The sequence below is a fragment of the Roseibium sp. LAB1 genome (genome assembly GCF_054658235.1).
In genome coordinates this window covers 1,540,784-1,556,306 of record NZ_BAAGIB010000001.1, presented here as the reverse complement: position 1 = coordinate 1,556,306, position 15,523 = coordinate 1,540,784, and the positions used below count along the sequence as shown (strand labels likewise).

Genomic DNA, 15,523 nt, shown 5'->3' with positions numbered 1-15,523 from the left:
GGGCTTGCCTGCCGCAGTTGTTTGGACTTTGCCTTATCGCCCGATCATGGTTGCTTCCGTTGCCGGACGTGTGAACTGATCGAATTCGGCAACGAAACGGGCGCTGATCCAGCCTCCGGTCGACAGTTGATACCAGACGCCTTGCGGCCCCGAGACGATGCGGCAGCCGGAGATCCTGACCTTGTCGCCAATCTGCACCCGGCCAATGGCCTCCGCGTCCAGAGACGGTTGCTGGCGAACGTTGACGTCCCGCGCGATGGTACGCATCCAATCATACGGGTCTGTGCTAACTGTCGGGACTTCTTCGCCCAGGTCATAATCGATGACGTCGCTCGTCCAGTAGGCGTATTCGTTCGTCAGGGTGCCGCCGTTGCAACTTGCGGCGTCGGCCAGAAGCGCGTTGGTCACTTTCGGCAGAGTGTCTTCAAACGGTCCCTGTATTGCACACCACGTCGGGCCATCGGATCGGCCGTCGGAACAGGGCAGGGCCCCGGCGGTCAGCCGCATGCCAACTGTGCCGTCCTCGGACAGTTCGACCGTGCAATAGGCAGCACCGTTGTGGCTGGCGGCAATGCGGCGTGAGCCCAACTGCTGGGTCAGATCTTCCAGCCGGGTTTGCTTGGGGTCCGGAGCAAAGCCTTCAATTGCGCCGAATTCGTATTCAACTTCCGATTTCTTGATGGTGTTGTCGGCGAGAAAAAGCTGCGTGCACATGGCGCCAACCGTGTCCATGTAGAGAGCGCTCTTGTAGATCGGGTCCGCAATGGCGCCAGCAGATACCGGCGTCAGGCCCATGGCAAAGGACCGGATGCCGCCAGCCAGATAAAAGAAGCTGTCGGCGGTGCGGTGGGACAGCGCTTCCTGCAACAGAATAGACGGGGCTATCCCGCCCTTGATCAGCTTGACGTAGGTCTGCGTCACTTCATAGGCCAGGTTCATGGCTTCCTTCACCGCAACAAGCTGGTTGGCCTTGTCGTCGGGCAGGAAGGCCATGTGGAAGCCGAGGGCGGCACCTGCTTCCAGAAAGCGGATATCGTCACCGTAAACAGCATTGCGCGGGGTTGCTGCCAGGGTGAAAGCGAGGGCGCAGGCGGACAGGCACCGATTGCCGTTGAGCACAAAAACGCCGTAGAGATCCGGGTCCTGCGAGCCGACGTTGTATTGCAGATACTGGCCGATGCGGATCCCTTCCAGAAAGCTTCCGCCGGGGCTGTCGAAGACGATGTATTTGCCCCAGGTGCCTTCGAGTGCTGTTTTCAGCTTTTCCAGATCGCCTTTTTCGATGACACCGGAAATCAGGAAAACACTCCCCTGCTGGTCATTGACCACGCTGCTGCCGGCGGTGCGCTTGCCCGGATACAACGGCTTTAGTTGGGCCAGCCGCGGGGCGAGATCGGGACGTTGTGTAATCTCTGCGGCAGAAAGCTGCGAAGCTGTGAAAACGAGTGAAAGGCAGAAAAGACTTAATCTGAAAAACATGTGTGCCATCGGTCCTGATTGAAAAGGCATCCTGATGTAGGGATGCCGTCAGACAGACAAATCCAGCTGCGTTACTTTCGCAAGCCAAAAGTGGTTGTGGGCCGGTTGCAGAAAGTGCCTGACGAGGGTGGGCTTTCGACTGGTTCCGGACTGATATGCCTGCTGACGTTCTTGACGGATGGCCCAACGTCACGCTTTTGTGCGGGAGAAAACGCTGGGGGATTTCATGAAGGTTTTTCGTCTGTTGTTCTGCTGGCTGGCATGTTTTGCCAGCGTGACTTGTTCTGCCAATGCAGCTGATTTCGCCGAAGGCGGCGATGCGGAATTGATATGTGTTGCCACCATCAGCGGGCAGATTGCGCCTGGCGACACCGAAAAGTTGAAAACTTTTCTGGCCGGGCTTTGGGAGAAGCGCGATACGCCGATCAACGGTGTTGTACTGGGAGACGACACGGGTAACAGGTCACACGGCAGACTGTGTCTGGACAGTCCTGGCGGATCCCTGTCCGAGGCTATCCGTATGGCCGATTATCTGCTCAAGGGATATGGCAGCAGCTACTGGGTGCACGGTCTGGGGACTGCTGTTCCGGCAGGGGCAAGGTGCGAGTCTGCCTGCGCGGTCTTCTTCATGGCGGGGGGCGAGAATACGGAAAGTGATATCGGACGGATCGCCGACCGGGTTCTGCATGTGAACGGCAAACTCGGCTTTCATTCCATTTCGCTGACCTTGCGGGAAGGGACCTACAGCCGGGACGACGTCGGCAAGGCGTTCGGGCTTGCGTTGAAAAGCATGGGCGCTGTTGCCGCGCGCATGGAGGCCCTGCGCCTGAGATTGTCGCTTCTGCAGACCATGCTGGCGACGCCGCCGGACGACATGTACTTCGTGGAGAAAATCGGCGATGCGGCCCACTGGAACATCCAGGTGGCCGGGTTGCCGAAGATCGCCAGGCCTACCTCTTCCAACATTGCGGAAGCCTGTTCGAAGCTGTCCCGGCAATATACGCCCGAAGACGGTGCCACGCCGGCCAATTATTCGGCCGAACAAAACGAAGACAACCCGGACGCCATTCTTCCGCATTCGCGCTGGTCGACCGTTGACGTCACACCAGACAGTTTCCAGAGCTACAAGATCAACGAGACGGATGGCATCATCGAATTCGTTACCGATGGCGGTACGGAACTAGGTGATATCGGCTGTTCAGGCCGTTTCGACATCGGTCGCATGGAAATGAGCGCACAGGTTGAGGCAAGCAACGGCTGGTACGTCGCTGTCCCGAACTTCTTCATGTATCCGGGTGACATGACCTTTTCCGAGATCATGTCGCTGGCCGAGGGGGCTGAAACGGTCAGTCTGGATCAGATCGTCGCCAAAAAGCTGGGGGCCCCGCAGAAAGGCAGTTGTCTGGTGTTCAAGGGCGACACGAATATCGACGACGAACCTTGCGATATGACGTCGCTCACATCGCTGAATGCGGGTCTGGAGAGTTACACGCTCGAGTCCTATCAGTGGCCGTCCGGAAGCATTACCGTGATTGAACGTCAGGCTGACAAGGTGCTGGTGAATGGCGCACTGGCCGAAACCCTGTGGCGGAAAACCAAGCCGAAACCTGTTGCCGAGGACTGGGAGACAAGCTGCCTGAAGAACACTTCCTCAGGCAACGTCTTCTGCTTCAAGACGACTTCCTGATCTGCGCGCCGCCGGTTATGGCCGGATTTCATAGTCCTTGTAGCCGGCGGCCCACCGGGCACTGCGATTTGCATTGTCCGAGGTCCAGACCTTGTTCAGGCGGCCGGAGAGTTCCTTCATGAAATCGATCTTGTCACCGATCGGTTCAAATTCGCCGTTGGCGGCAAGAAGGCTTTCCAGATCCACAGGATCTTCCGTCACGATCGCCAGCAGCTTCCCCTTGCCGGCCGGGGCCTCGGCCTCAAAGCTGAAGCCGTAAGAGGGATCGGGAACCGTGAGAGCGGAGTTCGCACGAATGCGGCCGGTCTTGCCGGCAGAGCGGTCCTCATCGGTCGGGAACAGCAGTACGAGGTCGTTTTCAACGGTCAGGTCGAAAAGGGTCAGATAGCCATCGACAGCGCTCGTGAGCTGAAACTGGACCTCGTCGCCGATCTGATGCACCGCGCCGGGCAGGATGGAGACCCTGATGTCCTGCGAGGATTGTTCCGGCAGCACGTCGGAAACGTCGTCCGCTGTATTCCCGGTGACCGTCTGGACAGGTCCTTCGGTTGAAGCCGGCTGCAGAATGAAGGCTTCGTTGCTTGGTGACATGTTCGGCGTGAACTGAAGATCACGGCAGTCTTCCACCCGCTGGCACCACTGTTCGGTGCGTGGTCGCAGATAATTCAGAAGTTCCGCCGTGGTGACACGGCCATTGCCGTTGAGGTCGGCCTCGCGCGTCCGAAGACCCCGGATCAGGTTCTGGGTAAAGATGCCCGAGCCGTTGGTTTCCCACGCAAGCTGATGCGGCAGGGCCGCGGCGAGGGTCAGATGCGCATTGGATTCGCGCGCCAGGGGGTCTTCGTCACGCACCACCGGCAGGGATCTGGAAACGCCCGTGAACGGCAGATACCGGGCCTTGGCGTCGCCCCCCTTGGATGTCAGCTTCGGCAGAACGTCGCGGTTGACGGTGCCGGAGTGGCAGGAATCGGCGATGAGGATCACTTCGCGGCCGTTCAGGGCCTTCAGGGCAGAGGCGATTTCATCGTCGCGAAGCATATCCTCCGCCTTTGGGCCCCGTCGGCCGTAATCGGTCGGCACGAAAGTTTCGTCCAGTCCGTCTTCCTCGTCGCCATCGCGGTCGGGCACCTGGGAGCCATGACCTGAATAATAGATGATGACGCGGTCGCCCGGGCGGGTTTCATCGGCGAGCCAGCCGGTGATCGATCCGAGGATGTTTTGCTTGGCCGCACCTTCTTCCTCCAGGATCCGGATGTCCGAAGAGGCGAAGCCCCAGTCGTCCTTGAGGAAGGAGGCCATCTGGCGAACATCGTTGGCAGGGCCGGAAAGCTGTGCATCGGGCGGCAGATAGGGGTAGACCCCGGCGCCGATCAACAGGGCCTTTTGCGCTGCCTGAACGGTGCCGACGGAAAGACACAGGCACACGGTGGTCACGAAGGCCTTGAGGTATCCGGTTTTCACTGCAGGTCTCCCTTTGCGCGCGTATAAAGCCCGACCCAGTCGAGACCGAAGGACTGGCCCTTGAGGATTTGGCCAAGATCCTTCGCCAGGGCGGCGAGATCATTGTTCTGTTGTGCGTCCTGAACCGCGTCCACGAGATCGGGCAGGGGGGACGGCGTGGTGATGGCAACGAGATGGTCGGCACCGAATGGCGGGATCACCGCGGAGCGGAAACTGTCTGCCCGGTCCGGTCTGAGCTTGCCTGCAGCGAGGCCGCGCTTGCCTCTTCGAACCGGGCCGACCAGCTGGACAGCGCCGTTTGAAGCGAGGTTGAACAGGACCACATTTTCGTTGCCGGACGAGCGGATCGAGAATGTCACCTGCTCACCTTCGACATAGGTCCGGCTGCCGTCGGAAAGGTCCAGTTCCGGACCTTCAGTGTCGGCAAAGCCGATCAGGAAGGCAAGGAAGCGCCATTTGTCGACGGTCGCCTGCAGGTCCTCGGTGGAAGGCGGGGCGGGAAACGAGGCGATCACGTCGCCGGTCTTGTAGACCAGTGAAGAGCCGTCGCCGTCGTAAATCAGATCGGCCTCCGCCTTGCTGTCGACCTTGCGGATGCCTGACAGGGCAGGAATTGTCTCGCCGGGGGCGGCGTAGAGCGTCAGTTCCGGTAGTCCGGCGCTCGGGGCAGGCGTGCCGGCGGCATCATGCAACAGGATTTCCAGGTCTCGGGACCCGGCATTGACTTCCGGCCGCTGCCGTCGCTCGGTGAAGCGTTTTACCGAGCTGTTGACGTAGCGCTTCAACTCGGCCGTGTTCAGCACGCGGTCGCTGTCACCGTCCGCTTCACCTTCAAGGGCGCGGGAAAAGGCATAGGAGAGCGCACCACGCAGCTCTTCGCCAATCCGCACTTCCTGGGTGACCTTGTTGCGGTCCTGGGCGTAAAGCCAGATGACATTCTGAAGTGCATCTTCCTGAACTTCGCCAAGCTGCCTGACCCGATCCGCAATCCGGTCGGAAGATTTGTCGATCTGAACATCGGCAACGCGCACATGCACTTCAGCGCGATAGTCCGCCGCACGGGCCATGTCGCCGGCAAAACAGCTGTCGGCGACGAAGACGACGGTTGCTTCCTTTTCTTCGGCGAGCAGATGGCCGACCTCGTTGTCGATGATCCGCTCGTTGACCCCGGGTCCCGTTTCGTCGAAGCCGGCCAGCAGGAACATATTGTCGAGCTCTTCGTGGCCGGGAAGGATCGCTTCCTGCCGGGCACCGTGACCGGCGTAGTGAAACACCAGCGTGTCACCCGGGCCGGCAAGCTCCGTCAGCTCCCGCCACGAGGCAAAAACGTTGTCCCGCGTGGCGTCGGCATCGGTCAGCAGAATGACCTTGCTGGCTTCCAGCTTTTCCAGTGTTCCGGCGACGTCCATTGCGTCATTTACGGCGCCCTTGAGGTTGGTGATGTGCTGATAGTCGTCAATGCCGATGACGAGGCCATAGAGATTTCCGGCAACTGCGGGAAGTGGTGTGGCAAGGCCTGCCGCAACGGCGAGGGCAGGAGCAAAACCCCGCAGCCCCTTTTTCACGAAGGCAGCCGGGGCCGGGAGAATGGATCTGATCATTCGGGCCGCCTATTTCCGGACGAATTCTACACGCCGGTGCGCCTGATTGCGCACGTCCTCGGTGTAGAGTGACGGATCGTCGAACTGGAAAGGCTGGCTTTCGCCCATGCCGAGCACTTCGATGGAGCCGGAGTATCCGGCTGCCAGCAAGGCTCGGCGAACGGCTTCCGCCCGCTTCAGCGACAATTGCAGGTTATAAGCGTCCGAGCCGACCGGATCGGTGTGGCCGATCACCTGGATATCCGGTGCCCCCTGTTTTTCCAGCGCTTCCTGCACGTCCTCGAAGCTGGTTCTGCCGGCTTTGGTCATGACATCCTGATCATAGATGAACTGGATCGGAACCAGTGTCTTCTTGCGTTTGTAGCCACGCGTGGAAAAGCTGTATTGCGAGATCGACTGGCCGCTGCGGGTGACCGGGATCTTGATGTCTCCCGGCTCCTCGGAAATCTGGGCGACGACTACCGCCAGCTCGTCCAGGCGGTCGCGCAGCCGGGCGATCATGGCATGTGCCGGTTCTGCGGGCGTCAGCTCGGTGTCGTCCACCAGGCCAAGGGCTTCCTGATAGGCGCGGAACGCGGGCAGGGTCTGGTGCTGCTTGCGCAGGATTTCCCCGAGCAGATAGGAAATGCGCCAGTGGCTGCCGAATTCCTGAAGGTCGGCAAGATCCTGCTTCAGGGTTTCAAGGTTGCCGTTATAGCCTTCAAGATCCTGAAACGGGGCGATGACGTCGAGTTGGGCATCGATGATTTCCTTGCCGAAGCCTTCCACCACTATGCCGTCGCAATCACTTTCATTGAAGGCCTTGTCGTAGATCTCGACCCTGTCCTCGTGACTGGCGCTCAGCGGCATCGCGAGCCAGTCCTTTTGAACGCTGTCGCACGAGATGAGCTGCGCAGACGCACCGGTGGTGAAAAGGGGCAGGGCGATGATGGCGGAGGCGGCAAGAGCCGCCAGGTGCAGACGGCGGGCAGATAAAACAGTTCGAATAGGCGGCATGCTGGAATGTCTCTCCAACTCTTGCAGGATAAATTATAAAATGGGTCGGTCTGGCGGGTGGTTGCAGCGAAGGGTTGAGAGCCGGTTGTTTCAAGGCTCGCCGACGTTGCACATGTTGCACCGGAGTAAAATCCCGGTTGCTTCTCCGTTCCTTATTGCGTTTCAATCTGTTCACAAGACAACATCACGCAGGGTCGCTTGAGTCAATTGTCGGGGCGTCATGAGGTATTTCACATTGATGGTTTCAAAGGATAAGGTTGTAGCGTGGCTGCGCGGTCAAATATTGAACTCCGCCAGGCTTCTGGCCGGGTTCTGCTGCCTTTTTCTGCTGGCTGCCGGTCTGGCGCAGGCAGAGGAAAACCGCTTCGCACTTGTCATCGGAAATTCGTCCTATGAAAAGATTGGGCGGCTCGGAAACCCGGCGCGCGACGCAGACCTTGTCGCCCAGGCCCTGGAAGCGGTGGGATTCGAAGTGTCGGTCCATTTCGATCTTGATGAGGATGGTCTCGGCAAGGTTCTGGACGATTTGGCAGACCGTGCTCCGGAACTGGATGTCGCCATATTGTATTTCGCCGGTCATGGCATCCAGAAGGATGGCGAGAACTATCTGATCCCCGTGGATGCTCAGCTGAAATCGCCGACCTCGATCGAGCGGGAGACGGTCAGCCTGCGCTCGTTCATGGAAGTCATGGAGGAGGTGCCGATCAGCCTCCTGTTCCTTGATGCCTGCCGCAACAATCCCTTTGCCGAACAGCTTCTGTCACAGTCTTCCGCCGAGGGTCGGTCCGCCGGGATCACACGGGGTCTTGCCCCGATCCGCACCGTTGGCGACATGCTGGTGACCTTTGCCACCCTGCCGAATTCGGTCGCCAAGGATGGTGCCGGCCAGAACTCTCCCTTCGCCAAGGCGCTTGCCCGCCACGTGAATACGCCAGATGCGGAAGTGTCGGTGCTGATGAAACGGGTGACGCGTGACGTCCTGGCGGAAACGGACGGCGAGCAGCGACCGCAGCAACTGTCTCAGATGCAGACGGAATTCTATTTCAAGCGCACCGACGCAGCCGCTCCGGAGACAGATGATCAGCAGACCCTGCTGGCGGTTTACCCCGGTTCTGTCAGTGTGGGTGAGGAAGTCTCGGTTCTGGCGGATGTGCCGCGGCAATGCGCGCCGGACTTCTTCAACATCACGCCGTCCAGCCGCGTGACGCCGATCCCGACCAAGTTCTTCAAGACGGTGGATCTCGGAGGCGGCAAGATCCGCTACGAAATCTCGCCCGGTTCCCGCTATGGCCTGATCGTGCAGGACCAGGACGAGAAGGGCCCCAACCGTATCGGTTTCTTCTGTTCCATGGGCTCTGCCCTTTCCGATCAGCAGAAGAAGGAGGTGCTGAGGCGGATCAACGGACAGCTTGCGCAAAACGAGATGTCCGGAACCATCGGATCTGACCCGGAACTGGTCGCCTATCACTTCGCTGAGTTCAAGATCAACTGACGCCGAGTGACCGGTGTGGGCCGCTCTCAGCGGAAATGCGGAACCTGAAAACCGAGAGGCTTTTGCGGCCCAAGTCCCGGCTCGCGCTGCGCTTGGCCGGGAGGACGACAGGGAGGTTACTGTGGAGGCAGATCCGCTTGTGCGGGTCAGTTGACCGGCAGCAGGACCAGCTGAACCCGGCGGTTCTGTCCGCCGTATGGGTCGCCCTGGTCTTTCAGCTTGGAAGCGCCCATGCCTGTTGCAAGGACGCGCTGTTCGGAGAGGCCACCCCAGGCTGTCACGTAGCCGGCAACCGTCTGTGCGCGCTGCTGCGAGAGAGTGAGATTGTATTGCGCGCTGCCCTTGGCATCCGTATGGCCAAGCAGCAGGAAGCGGTAGTTCTTGAACTTATCCTGGCTCAGAATGCGCGACAGCTCGGTGATCTTCGCGGCCTGGTCAGGACGGAGCGAAGCCGAGTTGTAGTCGAACAGGATCTCCATATCGATGGTCGGCAGCGGGTCAGATGCCGCCGTGACCGAAGAGCCATCGCCTGAAGGCGCGGTGGCAGCTACTTCCTCGCGGTCGACAATGCCCAGATTGACAACATCGTCCAGCGAGAAGGTGGTGTTGGACTTGAATTCCGAATTGCTGCAGGCAGCCTGATCGAGCAGGCATTTTTCCATGTCGGTTTCAGCCGGTGCAGCCGCGTCACGCGAGGAGGACGTTGCCGACGTGCTGTCGCCGCCGAGATCGAAATCTTCCAGCGTGATGGTGGATTGTGCTGCTGCCGGCAGGGTCAGGGAAATAAAAAACAAAAGAAATGCGAAAGGCTTCATGGCAATATTCCGAACAGATTGGTTGCCGTTTCACGGATTGATCTTTTTCTACCATACGGCTACCGGATTTTGAAAGTGGGCGCCGCGTCAGTTGCGTATTTGACGATGCCCCGTCATTCCTGCCACATTTGAAACCTTGCCAAAGACGATTTTCAATTAGACGGATTGAGTGAGGGGCATTTCATGTTTCGAAACATTGAAGCGGCGGTGCCGGGTGAGAGCTATTGCCTCGGCGTAATACGGACGCTTGCGTTGCTGGCGATCTGCGTCGCTGTATTCTCGACGGCAAATGCAGCCGATATCCGCTTGCTCGACAACAATCCTGCCTCTGCAGCTGCGTACCAGCTGCTGGATCTCGGCACGGTGAGTGAAGAGGCTTTTGTACATGCCAAGGGCATGGAGGGCGGGTTTACGTCGAAGAGCGCCGTGAAAGACGGATCGCTGCCCTATTTCGACAACGGCATCTCGGGCGATGGCGCGCATACCTATGAAACGCTGCATATCGTGCCGGCCTGGGGCGGGTTGAAAACGGGAAAGGTTATTTCCCTCGAAGGGCAGATCCAGAAGGGGGACCTCGATCAACTGAAGGCCCTTGTCGATCGCACCGGGTTTTCGGATTGCCTGAAGCCGGGGTATTGCCCGTACAACAACGTTATTTCCCTCAACAGCCCGGGCGGCAATCTGCGCGAGGCTCTGGAGATCGGCAAATATATCGCCGAGCAGAATTTCATCACGTTGCTACCGGAGAACGCCACTTGCGAATCCGCCTGTTCGCTCGTCTTTCTGGCCGGTTTCACGCGCTACGAGGGCTTTTTCTTTCCGCGCCGTTTTGCTCATGAAACCGCCCGCCTTGGTATTCACCAGCCCTTTATCCAGCTACCGGAAGGCAACTACAGCGCGGAGCAGGTCGGGCAGGTTGTTCGGCTGATCAACCAGGGCGTCAACGAGGTTACCGACTATTTCCTCAGCACCGGCATCGGTATCGGCTTCATGCGCAACATGTACGGCACGAAGCCCGGGTCCATGTATCACTTGTCTCTGGCGGAAATGGCCGCCGAAGGCATTTTCGTCGTCGGGCGTCCGCAGGACCTGTCCAACATCAGTCGCAGCCAGATGCTGTCCTATTGTTCCAGCCTGTATCAGGGCCGGTTCAACACCTTGTCACCGGAGCTGCTGGCCAATCTGCAATCGAACGAACGCAGCTTCCTGACCTATGTCACCGGGCAGAATTTTGTCTGTCTCGGGGTCAAGAGCCCTGATGGAAACAGTTGGCGGTCCTATGTCTGTGACGGCAGTTCGACATGTTCGCTCGGAGAGTTCGGTCAGGTGGCGCTGTTCGATCTGGAAGCCAAGGGCAAGCTTTCAGCCTTCCGCGACCGGGACGTGACAGCCTTGATGAACATTGCCGCCGGCATCGACAACACAGAGATCGGCCTTGCGCTGAAAGAGTACAATCACCGGGTGGCTCTGCTTTACTACGTCGAACTCTTTGCCGAGAACATGGGAACGTTCGACACCTCCTTCAAACGTATTCCGGCAAGCCTTGCCTTTGCCAAGGTGCCGCAGGATTTCTGCGGTCAGGTCGATGAATATGATGCAGGGCTGGTGCGGCTGGTGCAGGCAGGTCTCAACAACAACGGCATCGATGTCGGCACGCCGGACGGGTCACTCGGACCCAACACACGCAAGGCCATCGGGCGAGCCAACAAGGATCTGCTGAACCGCACCGAAACCGTCATCGACCCGTCTCTTCTGAAGGCGCTGGGCGTACCCGAAGACGAAGTCCGCGGGTACGTATTCTGCGGAGGATAATGCTCTTGGGCCCGAGGCTCTAGCCGATTGGTCCTGCCTTCAGGCCCGCGATGACACCGCGCAGCTCGGCCAGACCGCGCATCCGTCCGATCAGGGGATAGCCCGGGTGCGCTTTGCGGTCGGCGTCATTCAGCAGCTCGTGGCCATGATCCGGCCGGAAGACGATTTCGGCATCCGCACGGCCTTCGCGCAATCGCCTGGCTTCTTCGCCGAGAAGCACGCCGAGCAAGGCCGGCATGTCGGTGTCGCCGCCGAGATGGGCAGCTTCCTCGAATGAGCCGTCCGGATCCTTCGCGACATTCCGCAGATGGGCGAAATGGATCTTGTCGGCAAACCGTTCCGCGATCGCAGGCACGTTGTTTTTCGGGTTTGCACCAAGAGAGCCGGAACAGAGCGTCAGTCCGTTGGACGGGCTGTCCACCGCCGACAGGATCCAGTCGATATCGTCCGCATCAGAGACGATACGCGGCAGGCCGAGCAGGTCCCGGGGTGGGTCGTCCGGATGGACAGCCAGCTTCAGTCCCAGTTCCTCCGCAGCCGGTACGACTTCCTCAAGAAACCTCTTGTGGTTTTGTCTGAGAGCTGCGCGCTCGAGGCCCTGATAGGGCAGGAGTGCTTCGCGCAGGCCATTTGGGTCGTAGCGGTCGTAAGCGCCGGGAAGACCCGCCATGATGGCCTGTGTCAATTGATCGAGATCCGACTGGGTGGCCGCATCGAACCAGCGTTTCGCCTCGACCAGAACTTGCTCGCAATAGTCCTTTTCCGCATTGGGGCGCTTGACCATGTAAAGCTCGAAGGCCGCCATCTTGGCTGAGGAAAACCGCAGGCAGGTGCCACCGCGTGCAACAGGCGCGGCCAGGTCCGTTCGGGTCCAGTCGAGCAGTGGCATGAAGTTGTAGCAGATAACCTTTATGCCTTCGGCGGCCAGGTTTGCCATCGATTGCCGGTAATTGGCGAACAGCTCCGAAAGGTCGCCTTCGCCGCGTTTGATGGCTTCATGAACCGGCAGGCTCTCCACCACCACCCAGTCGAAACCGGCGCTGTGAAGTTGCGCACGGGTGTTCGCAACGGTTTCGCGAGGCCAGATCTGGCCGTAGGGAATTTCGTGCAGCGCCGTGACGATGCTGACAGCACCGGTCTGGGCGATTTCAGAAAGCGAGATGCGGTCATAGCCGCCATACCAGCGCCAGCCTTCGATCATGACAAAGCCCCGATTGTGTTGCGGACGCCATCGGCCTTCAAGGCGGCGTAGGCGGAGGTCACGGATGGCTGCAGGGCCGCGGCCAGCTTGGAGTCGAATATTTCGGTGACCCCCAGAAGCGCGGCCACTTCGCCGGCATCGCCATCGGCCTCGCGGACAAGAGACTGCAGGCGTTCGCTCAGCGGATCGCGCACATCGATCGGCTTGCCCTCAAGATCGGTGCCGCCGACGTAGATCATCCAAGCGGCAATGGCGAGGCACAACCCCGGGCAGTTTCGCCCGTTTGTCAGGTTGTCGTGCACCGTTCCCAGAATGCGCTGAGGCAGTTTCTGGCTGCCGTCCATGGCGATCTGCCAGGTGCGGTGCCGGATGCCGGGATTGGCATAGCGCTCGAACAGGGCATCCGCATAGGCTTCCAGATCGACCCCGGGAGGAGCCTCGAAGGACGGAATGATTTCCCGGCGCCACAGGGCTTTGACGAAGCCGGCGAGCAGCGGGTCGGCGACGGTTTCGGCAATTGTCTCGTGCCCGGCGAGATAACCGAGATAGGCGAGCGAGGAATGGGTGCCGTTGAGCATGCGCAGCTTCATGTGCTCGAAGGCGGTGACGCTGGCAACAAGCTCGACGCCCACAGTGCCGAGGTCCGGTCTGGCATCCACGCCGTAAGCCGGGACGAAGTCGTCTTCCACGACCCATTGCCGGAACGGTTCGTGCAGGACAGGCGCCGCATCGTAGCGGCCCGTCTTGCGTGTCAGCGCATCAACGTCTTCGGGTTTCGTGGCCGGTACGATCCGGTCGACCATGGTCGCAGGGAAACGGCCTTCGGCTGCAATCCAGGCGGCTAGTTCCGGATCGAGCCGTTCGGCGAGATCCAGGACAATGCGGCGGACCAGCCGGCCGTTGTCCGGCAGGTTGTCGCATGTGAGCACGGTAAATGGCGGTAGACCGGCGGCTTTCCGCCTTGCGAGTGCCCGCACGAGATACCCGGGGGCGGAGAGGGGACGGGCCGAGCCGAGGTCGTGTTCGATGTCCGGATGGGCGGCATTGAGCCTGCCGGTTGCCGGGTCGTGGCAATAGCCCTTTTCCGTGACGGTCAGCGTGACGATCCTGATGGAAGGGTCGGCCATGGCGGCCAGAACTGCTTCCGGGTTCTCACGGGCGACCAGCACATCGCGGATGATCTCCACCTGGCGCAGGGTTTCGCCCTCCGGGCCAAGTTCCTGCGCGGTGTAGACAAAGCCTTGCGGTGCCAGTTGGTCGTGCATGCGCGGGCTTTGCAGGCTGACGCCGATAATACCCCAGTTGCCGCCCGAGGCCTTCATGGCTTCTTCGATGTAGATCGCCCCGAAGGCCCGGAAGAATGCTCCTAGCCCCAGGTGGACGATGCCGGCTTTGGCCGCTGGTGTGGTTCTGGAAAGGCGTGGCAAGTCAGCGTGCAAGCCAGCCTCCATCGACGTTGAGGATCGCGCCGTGAATGTATTTGGCGGCCGGAGAGGCAAGAAAGACCGCTGCCTCGCCGATGTCGCTGGCTTCGCCCCAGCGACCAGCCGGGATACGTTCCAGGATCTGCCGGCTGCGCTCGGGATCCCCGCGCAGGACTTCGGTGTTGTTTGTGGCGATATAGCCGGGCGCAATCGCGTTGACATTGACGCCCCGGGCGGCCCATTCGTTTGCCAGCAGCTTGGTGATGCCGGCAACCCCATGCTTGGCGGCTGTATAGGACGCCACCTTGATGCCGCCCTGGAAGGACAGCAGCGAGGCGATGTTGACAATGGCCCCGGTGCGGCCGGACTTGAACGCCGCGTTGCCGAAGGCCTGACAGGAGAAGAAGACCGACTTCAGGTTGACGTCCATGACATCATCCCAGTCGGTCTCGCTGAAGTCTTCCGCCGTGCCGCGCCGGATGGTGCCCGCATTGTTGACCAGGATGTCGATCTGCTCCGCATCGAACAGTGGTACCGCGGCCATCGGGTCGGACAGGTCGAGCGGCACATGGCGGCCGTTGTCGATCTGCGCCAGTGTTTCGTCGCAGTCGCGTCGGGCCGCGCATAGGACTTCGGCGCCTGCCTTGCTCATGGCAATGGCAATTGCCTGGCCGATACCGGTGTTGGCACCCGTTACCAGGGCGCGTTTGCCTTCCAGGGAAAAGGGGTTCATCGCAGGTCTCCCATGGCTACCATGTCCATGTCGGTGAAATCGACGTTGTCGCCGGCCATGGCCCAGCAGAAGGTGTAGGCCCCTGTGCCGGCACCGCAATGGATCGACCAGGGCGGCGAGACCACAGCGTCCTCGTTGGCCATCACCAGGTGCCGGGTCTCGTCCGGCTTGCCCATGAAGTGGAATACGCGCTGGTCCGGGCCGAGTTCGAAGTAGAGATACGCTTCCATGCGGCGGTCATGAACATGGGCGGGCATGGTGTTCCAGACCGAGCCGGGCGAAAACTGGGTGTAGCCCATCAGCAGCTGGCAGCTTTCGGCGACCTCCGGATGCAGGAACTGCAGGATGACGCGCTCGTTGGACGTTTCTGCCGATCCGAGTTCCACCCGGCGGGCATCCTTGACGGTGATCAGCCGGCTCGGGCAGCTCCGGTGCGCGGGGGCGGACAGAATGTAGAAACGGCCCGGGCCGGAGAAGGTGACCGGTCCCGCGCCCATGCCGATGTAGAGCACGTCGCCCGTGCCGACCTGATAGGTCTCTCCGCCCGCCTTCACGGTGCCGGGCCCGCCGATGTTGAGAATGCCAAGTTCCCGCCGGTCGAGAAGGGACGGAGTGCCGGCTTCCTTGACTTCGTCCAGGACGAGTTCGCCCGATCCGGGCACGGCACCGCCCAGGATAAGCCGGTCGTAATGGGTGTAGATCAGGTTGATCTTGCCTTCCTGGAAAAGGCCGGAGGCGTGGAAGTGTTTGCGAAGACCTGCGGTGTCGAGGGTCTTGGCGGTGTCCGGGTCGATGGCGTAGCGGGTTTCAACGGTCAACATG

General features: G+C 60.4%; 12 protein-coding genes. 3 read left to right on the top strand and 9 right to left on the bottom strand.

What is annotated here, in order from left to right; genetic code table 11:
- Nucleotides 1-33: 33 nt before the first annotated feature.
- The gene (locus tag ACYQ54_RS07275) at nt 34-1,479 is read right to left on the bottom strand and encodes an SH3 domain-containing protein (protein WP_460080692.1); all 1,446 of its coding nucleotides are present in this window, start codon (nt 1,477-1,479) and stop codon (nt 34-36) included.
- Nucleotides 1,480-1,705: 226 nt separating this feature from the next.
- On the opposite strand from ACYQ54_RS07275, the gene ACYQ54_RS07270 reads away from it, so the two are divergent.
- Nucleotides 1,706-3,166, top strand: a complete 1,461-nt coding sequence (locus ACYQ54_RS07270; protein ID WP_460080689.1) for a COG3904 family protein — start codon at nt 1,706-1,708, stop codon at nt 3,164-3,166.
- A 15-nt stretch (nt 3,167-3,181) separates the two neighbouring features.
- Here ACYQ54_RS07270 and ACYQ54_RS07265 read toward each other — a convergent pair whose 3' ends face one another.
- From ACYQ54_RS07265 to ACYQ54_RS07255, 3 genes are read right to left on the bottom strand one after another with little or no spacing between them, the layout of a single operon-like run.
- Nucleotides 3,182-4,627 carry a caspase family protein gene (locus ACYQ54_RS07265; RefSeq protein WP_460080687.1) on the bottom strand — a complete coding sequence of 482 codons (1,446 nt, stop codon included), beginning with the start codon at nt 4,625-4,627 and terminating at the stop codon, nt 3,182-3,184.
- Nucleotides 4,624-6,228 (bottom strand): caspase family protein, encoded by a 1,605-nt coding sequence (locus ACYQ54_RS07260; RefSeq protein WP_460080685.1) that lies wholly within the window; start codon nt 6,226-6,228, stop codon nt 4,624-4,626. The genes ACYQ54_RS07265 and ACYQ54_RS07260 overlap by 4 nt, the downstream gene beginning before the upstream one ends.
- 9 nt (nt 6,229-6,237) lie before the next feature.
- Complete coding sequence (locus ACYQ54_RS07255; protein ID WP_460080684.1) at nt 6,238-7,224, bottom strand: OmpA family protein; 987 nt, start codon at nt 7,222-7,224, stop codon at nt 6,238-6,240.
- 283 nt (nt 7,225-7,507) lie between these two features.
- Here ACYQ54_RS07255 and ACYQ54_RS07250 point away from each other — a divergent pair, with 283 nt between their 5' ends.
- Nucleotides 7,508-8,716, top strand: coding sequence for a caspase family protein (locus tag ACYQ54_RS07250; RefSeq protein ID WP_460080683.1), 1,209 nt, complete (start codon nt 7,508-7,510; stop codon nt 8,714-8,716).
- Nucleotides 8,717-8,862: 146 nt separating this feature from the next.
- Here ACYQ54_RS07250 and ACYQ54_RS07245 read toward each other — a convergent pair whose 3' ends face one another.
- On the bottom strand, nt 8,863-9,531 hold the full coding sequence (locus tag ACYQ54_RS07245) for an OmpA family protein (RefSeq protein ID WP_460080681.1): 669 nt from the start codon (nt 9,529-9,531) through the stop codon (nt 8,863-8,865).
- A gap of 183 nt (nt 9,532-9,714) precedes the next feature.
- Here ACYQ54_RS07245 and ACYQ54_RS07240 point away from each other — a divergent pair, with 183 nt between their 5' ends.
- Nucleotides 9,715-11,343, top strand: coding sequence for a COG3904 family protein (locus tag ACYQ54_RS07240; RefSeq protein WP_460080680.1), 1,629 nt, complete (start codon nt 9,715-9,717; stop codon nt 11,341-11,343).
- Between the two features lie 19 nt (nt 11,344-11,362).
- Here ACYQ54_RS07240 and uxuA read toward each other — a convergent pair whose 3' ends face one another.
- From uxuA to kduI, 4 genes are read right to left on the bottom strand one after another with little or no spacing between them, the layout of a single operon-like run.
- Nucleotides 11,363-12,544: a mannonate dehydratase gene (uxuA, locus tag ACYQ54_RS07235; RefSeq protein ID WP_460080678.1), complete on the bottom strand. Its 1,182-nt coding sequence runs from the start codon at nt 12,542-12,544 to the stop codon at nt 11,363-11,365.
- Nucleotides 12,541-13,995: a mannitol dehydrogenase family protein gene (locus tag ACYQ54_RS07230; protein WP_460080676.1), complete on the bottom strand. Its 1,455-nt coding sequence runs from the start codon at nt 13,993-13,995 to the stop codon at nt 12,541-12,543. The genes uxuA and ACYQ54_RS07230 overlap by 4 nt, the downstream gene beginning before the upstream one ends.
- The gene (gene kduD / locus ACYQ54_RS07225; RefSeq protein WP_460080674.1) at nt 13,973-14,701 is read right to left on the bottom strand and encodes a 2-dehydro-3-deoxy-D-gluconate 5-dehydrogenase KduD; all 729 of its coding nucleotides are present in this window, start codon (nt 14,699-14,701) and stop codon (nt 13,973-13,975) included. Before kduD ends, ACYQ54_RS07230 begins: the two co-directional genes overlap by 23 nt.
- Nucleotides 14,698-15,522, bottom strand: a complete 825-nt coding sequence (gene kduI / locus ACYQ54_RS07220; protein ID WP_460080673.1) for a 5-dehydro-4-deoxy-D-glucuronate isomerase — start codon at nt 15,520-15,522, stop codon at nt 14,698-14,700. Before kduI ends, kduD begins: the two co-directional genes overlap by 4 nt.
- Between the last annotated feature and the right edge of the window lies 1 nt (nt 15,523).